This is a genomic window from Faecalibacterium sp. An122 (assembly GCF_002160895.1).
In the GTDB taxonomy this organism is placed as follows: domain Bacteria; phylum Bacillota; class Clostridia; order Oscillospirales; family Ruminococcaceae; genus Faecalibacterium.
This window is the reverse complement of the sequence record NZ_NFLL01000046.1, coordinates 1-10,699: the sequence shown is the minus strand read 5'-3', so window position 1 is coordinate 10,699 and position 10,699 is coordinate 1. Positions and strand designations below refer to the sequence as shown.

20 protein-coding genes are annotated in these 10,699 nt (G+C 50.1%); 4 read left to right on the top strand and 16 right to left on the bottom strand.

Annotated features, from left to right (window positions below):
- The first annotated feature begins 90 nt into the window (after positions 1-90).
- Positions 91-354, top strand: a complete 264-nt coding sequence (locus tag B5E67_RS16150) for a CD1845 family protein (protein ID WP_343286535.1) — start codon at positions 91-93, stop codon at positions 352-354.
- 32 nt (positions 355-386) lie between these two features.
- Here the strand turns inward: B5E67_RS16150 and B5E67_RS14760 are convergent, their stop codons facing one another.
- Positions 387-551 (bottom strand): helix-turn-helix transcriptional regulator, encoded by a 165-nt coding sequence (locus tag B5E67_RS14760; RefSeq protein ID WP_242957044.1) that lies wholly within the window; start codon positions 549-551, stop codon positions 387-389.
- A gap of 222 nt (positions 552-773) precedes the next feature.
- On the opposite strand from B5E67_RS14760, the gene B5E67_RS14755 reads away from it, so the two are divergent.
- Entirely contained in the window at positions 774-1,238 is a 465-nt protein-coding gene (locus B5E67_RS14755; protein WP_242957043.1) for an SLOG family protein, read from the top strand.
- Positions 1,239-1,321: 83 nt separating this feature from the next.
- Positions 1,322-2,737 (top strand): relaxase/mobilization nuclease domain-containing protein, encoded by a 1,416-nt coding sequence (locus B5E67_RS14750; protein WP_087385856.1) that lies wholly within the window; start codon positions 1,322-1,324, stop codon positions 2,735-2,737.
- 186 nt (positions 2,738-2,923) lie between these two features.
- Here B5E67_RS14750 and B5E67_RS14745 read toward each other — a convergent pair whose 3' ends face one another.
- The 15 genes from B5E67_RS14745 to B5E67_RS14675 all read right to left on the bottom strand — a co-directional run bounded on the left by B5E67_RS14745 (position 2,924) and on the right by B5E67_RS14675 (position 9,789).
- Positions 2,924-3,253, bottom strand: coding sequence for a hypothetical protein (locus tag B5E67_RS14745; RefSeq protein WP_087385855.1), 330 nt, complete (start codon positions 3,251-3,253; stop codon positions 2,924-2,926).
- Positions 3,254-3,343: 90 nt separating this feature from the next.
- Positions 3,344-3,568 (bottom strand): hypothetical protein, encoded by a 225-nt coding sequence (locus tag B5E67_RS14740; protein ID WP_087323351.1) that lies wholly within the window; start codon positions 3,566-3,568, stop codon positions 3,344-3,346.
- A 53-nt stretch (positions 3,569-3,621) separates the two neighbouring features.
- On the bottom strand, positions 3,622-4,083 hold the full coding sequence (locus tag B5E67_RS14735; protein ID WP_087385854.1) for a hypothetical protein: 462 nt from the start codon (positions 4,081-4,083) through the stop codon (positions 3,622-3,624).
- Between the two features lie 30 nt (positions 4,084-4,113).
- Positions 4,114-4,785: a DUF4367 domain-containing protein gene (locus B5E67_RS14730; RefSeq protein ID WP_087323355.1), complete on the bottom strand. Its 672-nt coding sequence runs from the start codon at positions 4,783-4,785 to the stop codon at positions 4,114-4,116.
- Positions 4,779-5,300, bottom strand: a complete 522-nt coding sequence (locus B5E67_RS14725; RefSeq protein WP_087323357.1) for a sigma-70 family RNA polymerase sigma factor — start codon at positions 5,298-5,300, stop codon at positions 4,779-4,781. Before B5E67_RS14725 ends, B5E67_RS14730 begins: the two co-directional genes overlap by 7 nt.
- A 45-nt stretch (positions 5,301-5,345) precedes the next feature.
- On the bottom strand, positions 5,346-5,861 hold the full coding sequence (locus B5E67_RS14720; RefSeq protein ID WP_087385853.1) for a hypothetical protein: 516 nt from the start codon (positions 5,859-5,861) through the stop codon (positions 5,346-5,348).
- Positions 5,858-6,121: a hypothetical protein gene (locus tag B5E67_RS14715; RefSeq protein WP_087323361.1), complete on the bottom strand. Its 264-nt coding sequence runs from the start codon at positions 6,119-6,121 to the stop codon at positions 5,858-5,860. The genes B5E67_RS14720 and B5E67_RS14715 overlap by 4 nt, the downstream gene beginning before the upstream one ends.
- 19 nt (positions 6,122-6,140) lie before the next feature.
- Positions 6,141-6,458: a hypothetical protein gene (locus tag B5E67_RS14710; RefSeq protein ID WP_087323363.1), complete on the bottom strand. Its 318-nt coding sequence runs from the start codon at positions 6,456-6,458 to the stop codon at positions 6,141-6,143.
- Positions 6,459-6,526: 68 nt separating this feature from the next.
- Complete coding sequence (locus B5E67_RS14705) at positions 6,527-6,937, bottom strand: hypothetical protein (protein WP_087385852.1); 411 nt, start codon at positions 6,935-6,937, stop codon at positions 6,527-6,529.
- A 66-nt stretch (positions 6,938-7,003) separates the two neighbouring features.
- Positions 7,004-7,261, bottom strand: a complete 258-nt coding sequence (locus tag B5E67_RS14700) for a hypothetical protein (RefSeq protein WP_087323368.1) — start codon at positions 7,259-7,261, stop codon at positions 7,004-7,006.
- Between the two features lie 18 nt (positions 7,262-7,279).
- Entirely contained in the window at positions 7,280-7,549 is a 270-nt protein-coding gene (locus tag B5E67_RS14695; RefSeq protein ID WP_087385851.1) for a hypothetical protein, read from the bottom strand.
- 43 nt (positions 7,550-7,592) lie between these two features.
- A complete protein-coding gene (locus B5E67_RS14690; protein ID WP_087385850.1) occupies positions 7,593-7,919 on the bottom strand; it encodes a hypothetical protein in 327 nt (108 codons plus the stop codon).
- Between the two features lie 73 nt (positions 7,920-7,992).
- Complete coding sequence (locus B5E67_RS14685; protein ID WP_087385849.1) at positions 7,993-8,424, bottom strand: hypothetical protein; 432 nt, start codon at positions 8,422-8,424, stop codon at positions 7,993-7,995.
- Positions 8,425-8,467: 43 nt separating this feature from the next.
- Positions 8,468-9,118, bottom strand: a complete 651-nt coding sequence (locus B5E67_RS14680) for a YcxB family protein (RefSeq protein ID WP_087385848.1) — start codon at positions 9,116-9,118, stop codon at positions 8,468-8,470.
- Positions 9,119-9,333: 215 nt separating this feature from the next.
- Positions 9,334-9,789, bottom strand: coding sequence for a hypothetical protein (locus B5E67_RS14675; RefSeq protein WP_087385847.1), 456 nt, complete (start codon positions 9,787-9,789; stop codon positions 9,334-9,336).
- A 167-nt stretch (positions 9,790-9,956) separates the two neighbouring features.
- Between B5E67_RS14675 and B5E67_RS14670 the strand changes: the two genes are divergently transcribed.
- A complete protein-coding gene (locus tag B5E67_RS14670; RefSeq protein WP_087323380.1) occupies positions 9,957-10,313 on the top strand; it encodes a helix-turn-helix transcriptional regulator in 357 nt (118 codons plus the stop codon).
- Positions 10,314-10,699 lie beyond the last annotated feature (386 nt).

The window sequence follows — 10,699 nt, the reverse complement described above, 5'->3', positions numbered from 1 at the left end:
GATCGCTACCCGCTATGATAAGAGAGCGGATTCTTTTCAGGCTTTTCTTTTCCTTGCTGCTTCTGCTGTCATTTTCTCCATTTTGCACATATGAGCCGACTTCTCAGATACACCCTAGTTGTCTGGTTCTGCACATGGCTGGTGTGTGTTTCCAGCGCGGTACTGGGACTGGTCAGCCTGATCCTTTGTGTTTGTGCGGTGCTCTTGTTCCTCGGTTCGTCTGTAACTGGTGGCATCATCTACTTGATCCTGGCTTTTTTGGCAAGTCCTTTTGGGTTGCCTACCGCTACGCTATGGCTGCTGGGCAAGATTCAAGGGCTTCGGTATCTGATTCAGGAAAGTGTCTATGAATGAAAAAAGGCTGTCGGGATTTTTTCTCGACAGCCTTACTTTTTGAAAGATACGATATCGTTTGGGGTGCATCCGATGATGTCGCAAAGCTTTTCCAGCGTAAGCAAGGTAATGTTCTTGTTCTTTTTAAGAGCATCAAGCGTTTTGTTGTCGATGCCATTCTTCAAGAGCTGGTATTGTGTGATGTTGCGTTTTTGCATTGTCTCCCACAATGGGCTGAAATCAATCATGCGGCCTACCATCTTCCCCAAACGTAATTTATTTAATTATAGGGTGCCTGCGGAAAGCTGCATATTGTGGATATAATCACAATATAGTATAATGAGGATAGGAGTGAGAAAGTGATTTTATTCTGTATCAGGATGTGCTTTCCTCGATACACTGTGCAAGCGGAAAAGGTGGCTGTGATGAGTGAATTGGGAATGAGAGAACGCACCTGTTGTTTTACTGGACACCGTCCGGAAAAGTTGAAGATTTCAGAGCAGGCTGTCATCGCACAACTTGAAGCAGCCATTCAGGATGCAATCCGGGAAGGATATACAACCTTTATCTCAGGAATGGCCAAGGGCGTGGACATCTGGGGAGCTGAACTGGTTTTGCAGCATCCCCAGGTTAGATTGATCTGTGCAGTTCCGTTTAGGGGATTTGGAATGCGGTGGGAAGGTGATTGGACAGAACGATTTTGTCGGGTTATCAAACAGGCAGATAAAGTAATCTATATCTGTCCCGGTTATTCAACAGACGTATTCCAGACGCGCAATATCTGGATGGTCGATCACTCATCACTGGTGATTGCAGCGTACAATGGAACTCCGGGAGGAACAAGAAATACCATTATGTATGCTCAGTCCAAAGCAGACTGTGAGATTCACTATCTTCCGCTGTAGTCGGAAGAAAAGTATGGAATGAACTTAATACGGAATAGGGCGGCCTGAAATTACAGGCCGCCTTTTTTAGTGGGAGGAATGTCATGGCCACCACCCGCATCATGCCGCTGCACACCGGGAAGGGCCGAACCGTGAGACGCGCCATCCGGGATATCATCGGGTATGTAAAGAACCCGGAAAAGACGGATGACGGCAGGCTTGTCACCAGCTATGCCTGTGACAGCCGGACTGCGGACGCCGAGTTCCTGTTGGCCAAGCGGCAGTATACAGCAGCCACGGGCAGGGTACGGGGCAAGGATGATGTGATTGCCTATCACCTGCGGCAATCCTTTGTGCCGGGAGAGATCACAGCGGAGGAGGCAAACCGCCTCGGCGTGGAGATGGCGCGGCGGTTCACCAAAGGCAATCACGCTTTCATTGTCTGCACCCATATCGACAAGGCCCATGTTCATAATCACATCATTTGGAGTGCAGTTAACCTGGACTGCGACCGGAAATTCCGCAATTTCTGGGGCAGCACCCGGGCGGTGCGGCGGCTCAGCGACACCATCTGCATTGAGAACGGATACTCCATCGTGGAGAATCCAAAGCCCCATGGAAAGAGCTACAACAAATGGCTGGGCGATCAGGCCAAGCCGTCTCACCGGGAGCTGCTGCGCACTGCAATCGACGAAGCATTGGCCAGAAAACCGGCAGATATGCCGGCCTTTCTGAAGGAGCTGGAACAGTCGGGCTGCACGGTTGGCCAGAGAGGGAAGAACATCACCCTCTGTGCCCCTGGCTGGAAAAAGCCGGCCCGCATGAGCAGCTTGGGCAAAGGCTACACCCAGGAGGATGTGGCTGCAGTTCTGTCCGGGGAGAAAGAGCACACGCCGCGCAAAAAGTCTGTTGCCGCTGTACCGGCACCCCCCAAGATCAACCTACTGGTAGATATTCAGGCAAAACTCCAGGCAGGGAAGGGCATGGGGTACGCCAACTGGGCCAAGATGTTCAACTTGAAGCAGATGGCCCAGACCATGATGTATCTGTCGGAGCATAACCTGATGGACTATGCGGTCCTGAAAGAAAAGGCATCCTCTGCCACGGCCCGCTATGATGCGTTGGCCGCCCGGATCAAGGCGGCGGAAAACCGGATGACCGAGATTGCAGAGCTGCGAACGCAGATCATCAACTATGCCAAGACCCGAGAGGTATATGAGGCTTACCGGAAAGCCGGGTACAGCAAAAAGTTCCTGGCCGAGCATGAGGGAGACATCCTGCTCCACAAGGCTGCCAAAGCAGCCTTTGACAAACGGAAACTGAAGAAGTTGCCCAAGGTCAAGGAGCTGAGCACAGAGTATCAGGAACTGTTGGCCGAAAAGAGAAAGCTCTACCCGGAGTACCGCCGCGCCCGCGATGAGATGCGGGAACTGCTGACGGTGAAGGCCAACGTGGACCGGATTATGAACCAGGACAAGGAAAAAGACAAGGAGAAAGATCGTCAGACTGACCGCGACTGAGATCAGAAACAGAAACCGCCGGACGTGGGGGCTGTATGCCCCTGCGTCCGGCTTTTATTTTTGTCACAGGTGACCATGAATCTTATTAAAAAATGCACATAAAAACAGCGGCTTTGTCTTAAAAAGCCGCTGCCTGCTTGTACTGTTTGTCGGTGCTCCTTACTCTAACTGATGTGACAAACAGTTCTATTGTTTTTTGATGCGCTCTAAATCAATTACCTGTCCATTTCCATCGAATGTTAAAATGATCTTGTACGAAATATCATCGAATTCATAGACATCCGTGTCTGCGTTACTTTCAATCTTATTTGATTTGCCCCATTTCTCGTCAATATTAACACGGTACTGGCCTAACATTTTATCCTGAAGTTCTTTCTCCGTGTACTTTTCTATTTCTCCAACTTCGACTATATCTATATAGCCCTCCGGGCTGCTGGGAAAGAAGTGCATCCCAATATAGACGATAGCTGCCAGGAGAACCACACAGGCAACCATTATAAGGCCGCGTTTTTGCATATTATTCAGCCTCCTGTGTTCAGAACACCTTGAAGTTAATTTCCTGTTTACGTTTTTGCATATAAACCTGCCATAAGCAAACGTGTTGGTTCATTTTTCAGGGTCAAACAAGCCCCATACAGCAATCACCAGTCCTAGAAGGGTCAGTCCCAGGAAGGTGTACAGGGCAGGCAGAAGGCCGTACCGGGAGATATTCCACAGAGCAGAGGACTGGCCGTTCAGCGTCCAATCATTTGCCATGGAGCCGGCCAGCAGCATGGCAGCTGAAAGGGAACCAGAACAAAACAGCATCATGCCAAAAAGCAGTTTCTTCATCGTGTTTCCTCCTTGCAGGGAAAGGACAGCCTGTTTTTACGGCACCAAGCAGCTCAGTAGAGCGCTGGCAGCTCGCTCTCAGCTACGTCTGTGACCGGATAGTCGTAGTTGTTCCAGCAGGCTCCCAGGTCGGCGGAGGTGAAATAGTCCGTTTCCCAGTCGGTCATTTTAATCCGCCCGGATTTCACAGCGATGGCAGAATAAACAACTTCATAGGTCTTGCCGTCGGTGCAATGGAACCGGAAGCTGGTCACAGAGCCACCGGCAACAGGTTCGGTTTTCTTGTCCTTCAGGGAAATGCTTTCCAGCAGGTCGCATAGGATTTTCATGTCTACAGGATCAGTGATGATTTTTTTCTGGGCTTGTGCTGGATTCTGAAAGCGGAACATCTCAACCTTGTCCAGATCTGCCGGCTCAAAGGGCAGTTCGATGTACACCGTCCGGGAGCAGGCAGCCAGAAAAATGCTTAGAAGTAGTCCTAGGGTGACGGCCAGTGCCAATAGCAGTTTTCTCATAGTGATTACCTCCTTTGTGTTTCAATGAGATCAAGCGGGGATGCTTTCCGCAATCTGAATTAGTGTGGATGCCGGCAGGGGAGCGGTGAGGCAGTAGATGGTGTCGCCGGAGGCGGAGAGCCAGACCAGAGCGTTGGCGGATTCCGGGTCGCTTTCCAGGTAGAAATCGGCGTCCTGTCCGTTCACCGAAACCGTTTGCATCACAGCATCCTGGGGGAGCAGGAACAGGCTGGTGGCGTCTGCCCCGCGGGAATAGATGAAGGAGATCATCCGGCCATCGCTGTCGGTGTAAACCATCATGGAGGTGGTGTCAGTGATGGTTTGCTTTTGCTTTTCAAAACCCTCGGGAACCCATGCAGGTTCGGGAATGGAGAGGTCAAGGGAATCCGGCGCAGATGCCACAAAGCGATATTCGGTAAAGGATTCGTATTGCTGCCGGACCCAGGCAAAGAAGGCAGCCCGTGCCTGGACATCCACGGTGAGCCATGTGGTGCCGGCCAGGATGACCAGCAGCAGGAAGCAGGCGGCCCGCTGCAGCAGCGGGTATAAGACCGGGTGCCGCGCCCTGTGAAGCAGCCGGTTCATCCGGCGCTCAAACCGGGCGGAAAAGACGTGCTCCTGTCCCATGGTGGCCAGGAGAGAATTGCAAAGGGCGCTGTCGGCTTCGGCAGCAGCTGTGCAGAGCATTTCGTCGGTCAGCATAGGGCGTTCTCCTTTTCATAGAGTTCTTTCAGCTTGCGCTTGGCCCGATAATCCAGGCTGGAAGCTGCGGAAAAGGACAAGCCCATCAGGGCTGCCGCCTCTTTGACGCTGTAGCCCTGATGATACCGCAGCAAGATCATTTCCCGGTACCGGGCGGGGAGCTTCAGGATACAGGCCGCCAGAAGATTTTCTCCATCGTAAGAAACCGGGACCCCAGCAAGTTCCTCCTGCAGTTCCACGGTGGGATGCTTTTGCCGGCGGCGGTACTGGTCAATGGCCTTGTTCTCGGTGATGGTGACAACATAGCACCGGGTTTTGGGAGAAATGGGCTGGTCAATGTTCTGGATATGCTGGGCAATGCTCAGGAACGCCTGATGTACCGCGTCCTCGGCGTCCTGTTCATTGTGGAGGATCTGGTTGGCCGCATGAAACATCAGCCCCCTGTATTCCAGGTACAGCTGCTCAAATTTGGACCGATCCTCCGGGGTGTCGATCATTTGCAGATAGACAATCATTCCAAAACCTCCCCGCAGGGCAGCAGCGGCCAGTTTTCAGGCCCATCAGGTGTCCAGCTCGCAGCAGTAAAGGGTGTCTGTGTCGGTGTCATAGAGGCCAAAGGTAAAATTGAAGGAGCCGCGGTCCAGGATGTCAGACCCAGGGGCTTTGCCGCCTTCAGCCTGCCGATCCAGGAGAACATAGTATCCGTTTTGAACCGCCGGCACCAGCGGATTGCCGCTGTCATCCGTCAGAAAAGGGCCGATCTGCCAGGAGGCATCACCGGTTTCCTCCGATAAGCCGTAGACAAGAACCTGGGTGGTCTGGTCAACCGGGAGAGGATGCCAGGCATCGCTGGCCTGAACCTGTTCCAAAACGGCATCGTCCTGGAAGGAAAGAACCATGCAGGATGTTCCATCGCCGTTGCCGCTGTGGGTATCATAAGAGGAAACCTCGCTGCCGGCTGAAAGGTCCAGGCTCAGGGCTTCCGATGCAAGATCCTGGGGCGTTTTGGCTTTGCAGGCCGTCAGGCCGGCCAGAAGAAAGAATGCCGTCAGCGCGGCAAAGATATTCTTTTTCACAGTATCCTCCCGTAAATATAGGATAGAGAAGGCAAAGGAGAAGGGGGATTTGCTGGCTGATTTCTTCCAGCAGCAATCGTGATCCAAATAATAAATGAAAAATAGATGATAAGGACGATCATCAAAACGGTGATGCTATGTTTGGCGATTTTGGACAGTGACTTTCTTTTTGCAAGCAGCACAATGAGGAGTATCACGAACACACAGCCCGCCGCCGTCAATACAATGTAATTCAGAGAAAAATTTAACACGAATTCCATGCGATTGTCCTTCCTGGTTCTACTGATTGGACAGGCCACAGATGACGGCTTTGTCATCATTGTTGTGGTAATTGACGGTAAGTGTAATGTTGTCCTTGATCGTCCAAATATCTTCCATGGGGCTGCTTTCATCAGGGCTGCCCCAAACTTCGGCTAACTGCCCCCTGCGGTAGCCGCATACAATCCGATTCACCTCAGCTTCTTCCATTTGGGCGATGGCAGCAAGGCTTGGTAAGTTGTCGGTGCTTTTTCGGTTGTGGTATCCGAAAAACCATGCAGCTGCCGCCAAAATGAGGATGGTGATGATTGCAATAAGGACGGTTGTTTTCTTTTTCATATTACACGACCCCTTCCTGTCGCATTCTGCTCGGTTACATGGATGGGACTGGCTGCATAGGTAGGCGCTCATTCCTTTTTGCACAGCTTTCCCGCCCCTGTACCGATCAGCATACCAATGGTTGAAAGGAGAATGGCGGCAATAAAATCGACGATATCGGGAAACGATGCGACACCTGCGAGGACAAATTGTGCAAGTGAGAGTGTCAATAAGCTGTAGAGCAAGTATGTAATGGAAAAGAGGACTGGTGTGATCCAGGCGAGCCGTAAGGGTAAACGCTGTATACCTATAATGATGGAGAAAACAAAAATGATGATGGGCAAAGAGACATACTGTACCACAATCACATGGAGCATTGCCATTTGAGAATTGTTATAAAAAAACCAGAAGGAAATCGCAAGGGCCGCCCATATAAATCCATATATGGCTGCTATTTTACAAAGGTGACGATTCCATTTGTTGTTATGGTGGCGTTCCATATCCAGAACCTCTCTGTCCGTCTTTAGAGAAAAGAATTCGGAATTCATCTTTTCCGCAGCAGGAGATTATATTCCGAACTGGGTAATCAGTCCAATGGCGATGCAGATAAGGCCGGCCATGCGGGCAATCTTTTGGGCACCTTCTTCACCGTAGCGGAACTTTGCCTGTTCCGGGTAGACGGGATGGATCACAAACAGCAGGCCGTAGAGAATCCAGGCCAGATTGAGAAAAATGCTATTGTGCAGCACAGCGGCCAGGATGCCGCAGACACACAGCAGAATCATTCCCAGGCCAATCTGTTTTCCAAAAGTCCATTGCTTCATAAAGAGCTCCAATCTGTTTTAACGGTGCTTGTCAAACCAGGAGTTCCAGGTGGGACGGGAGGATTTGGTATTCTTGCGGAGGCCGTACACAAACAGAACAGTCATCAGCAGGGTAAACACCACCATAAAGGTTCCCTTTACTGGTGAGCCGACGGTGTAAAAGAAAACGGCAATTCCTGCGAACAAGGCCAAGATACAACCCATTACCACAGCATAAAGAACCGGATGTTTTTCATGCAGAGAGAATAAAAGGTTACTGAGAATCATGTCAGACAGAAAATCAATCATGTAGGACACTCCTTTCGTATTGAAACCTGGATTCCATTTGAAGTTAAACTGATCGGTTGCTTTTTCTATTTTGAGCGGATGCGATGGCTCCGGCAGCAAGAAGGAGGACGGGCCATAGAAGCAAGCCATAAACAGCAGCAATACCGTAATTGATGTATCTAGGGTTGCCATAATAGACAACGGCCCAGATCAAATCGGTGAGGGCCTCTGAAATCAGAAACCAAACGACAACATGGACCGCGCCGGTTCTGGTCCGATTCACTTCCTGGATCAGCAAAAACACAAAGTATAGGGCGGCGCACAGAAGCCATCCGGCCAGCCAATATTCAGCGCCATACACTTGGCCAATGGAGACGATTGCGGTAATCATTTTGGTTTTATCTTCTGGTTTAAATAGATTGGACCTGTTCCTATGAGGGAGCAAGATTATAATGGCGGCTTTTTTATCTGGCTTGGTAAAAGTTGTATACACCTTCTGCCCAATCCAGAATTGCATCGTAAGCAACACCGTCTCCAGGGGTGAAGGTGGTTCCCTCAATCTCCATGGAGGTTGAGCCGAGAAGCACGACGATTTCCTGCCCGCCGCGTACCTTTTCGCGGGGATTGTAGGTGAAGCGATAGAGCCATTCTTCACTGAACCCATTCTGAGAGCCCTGAATGTCCATATCTGCGATGGAAGCTGTTGAACCTGCGTTATCAACAAAGACCTGCTGATGATCCGATTGGTCCGCATATTCCAGTTTCACAACAGGAGCTGAACGGATTGTTTCCATCAGGCTGTTTTCCATGGGTACGCTCTGACGGTTATGCGGCGCAAGTACAAGACAGGCGGAACTCAATGCGGTCAAAACAAGTACAAACAGCTTTTTTCCCATAGCGATATCCTCCTATTTGATTTCTTTTCCGCAGTAAGGGACCTCAGCCGTGCGCAATCAACTTATATGTCGGGACTTTTTCGGAAAGCAGTCGGGACAATCCGGGCAAATTGCCTTTCACCAAATCCTGTTTCTGTAAAAGGGTGACACGCTGCCCGAACACAAGAAGCAGGGTGTCTTCTGTTTCCCATGCTGATTCAAAGTCACTGTACGGTACAAACTCCGTATTATCTTTTTCTGAGAAGGTCATACCCTGGTCCGAGAAAGAAACAACCGGAGCAGGACTTTCCGGGGTTTGATCTTTCCCTTCCAGCAGCAGCCTGGCTGAGCGGTCAAATGGCTTTTCACGGTTCTTTCTGGTTGCCCATAACCCGCTGATACCCAGTACAATGGCGGCTGCGCCTGCCACCAAGGGAACCAACAGTTCCTTTGGCTGCATAAGACCGGGCACAACCAGAATCACCCCCGCCGCCAGGCAGAGGACGCTGAACAGCCTGGTGCGCAGCCGGCTCCGACTGGGTCCTTGAGAGGGGGAGGGAAGGCGGTCAATGTGACGCCACATGTTGGGATAGCGCTGCCGGGAAAGATATTCTGACCTTTTTTCAAGTGCTTTGCTCACCTGGGGCAGAAGGCGGCTGATATCATAGGAACTGATTTGAAACAGGTAGGGGGCGGCGGTATGGCTGGATTCCATTTTCATCACCTTCCGTATGGCTATGGCTATGGCGTTTGGCAGGGCGGTCTGAATGTAAACTGATTCTGTTTCTATTGTGCCATATACAGCTGCATTTTGCCAGAGATTCCTTCTTGCCATGTAAACGAATTAGAGCAGCATTTTTTGGCACTAATTGAAAAATTTTTCTCACTCATCTTGTCCGACACAAGAGCTGTAGCTTCCGGGTGCAGCTCTTATGCTTTGGGCTCCATACGAAAAATTCTCTTGGAACATCTTTCTGCGTATTTCAACGTCTGATATGCACCTCCATAGTTTCGCCACACCATAGAGACAAGGCAGTCTGATTGATCGACCATCCAGCGATTCCGGGCCGTAATGGCCTTCTTATAATGGATTCCTGCAAGCTCAGTGGGGATAATGATGTCATCGTATCGTTCTTGATAGTATTCTCTGTGGGTGTTTATGGACTGTTTCATATAGGGGAGAACCAGGATCAGCAAAATGTTTTTTTCAGGATGGCGATGCTTGAGAACCCTGACCGCATTGGCACAGAGTGAATCAAATTCTCCCATCCCGCCTACATAACAGGTTAGTTCCTGCTCTGATTCCAGGATGCTTTCCAGTATCTCCATGAGGTGGGATTGGTCAAAGCCAAAAATCTCCCGGTGCCCTGCAAATGTACAGATCATAGTGTCCCTCTCATCGGCAAAAGCTGTTATAAGGATAACTCGACCCACAAATTTGAGAAAAATTAAACTGTATAAATGAACTATTTACACAGACTATTATATAACGATGCAGGGTCCTTTACAATAAGAGAAACCAGATCAGCAAACCATACTATGAGGGCTTATAGATGGAGTTGGATTACAAAGCGATTGGAAAGCGGGTCAAGATTGCAAGGATTCGGGCAGATTTGACGCAAGAAGCGCTGGCGGAGAAGGCCGGGCTGTCAGTGACGCACATGAGCAACATCGAAACGGGCAATTCCAAATTGAGTCTGCCGATGGCAGTGTCGTTGGCAAACGCCCTGGATGTTTCAGTGGACGAGTTCCTTTGTGATAGTGTGATTCGTTCCAAGGACGTGTTCTCGCATGAAGTCCAGGAGCTTCTGGACGATTGTGATGACTATGAAATTCGGATACTCACGGATTTGTTAAAGGCGGCCAAGACCACAATCCGCAGGGACATGAAGCTGAAACAGCAGGAGTAGTGCAGGAAAAAGAGTTGGATGTTCTGCGTTATGCTCCTATACAAACGATAAAGAGCCGGGTTCAGAGGAAGTGAAACCTCTAAACCCGGCTCTTTTCTTTTTGTCTTTCGTACAAGTCCGGCCCTGGACCATACATAAGATAGACGGCGAGGACCGGAAAAAGCGTTTGCAAAACGCGCAGCCGCAGAAGGAACTTCTGCGATCAACAGGGGATTGGGGAGTTTCCCCAACAAGCCGCTTCTGGCAAAGTGGATAGCCAGAAGCATCGCTTGCCAGTCTTATCCCGAATTCGGGATAAAAGTGGTTATACCGAAAGTTGGATTATCCCGAAACCTTATTTTTCAGCCTGTTTCCATGCTGATTTCGTTCAAAAAATTCGGGATAAC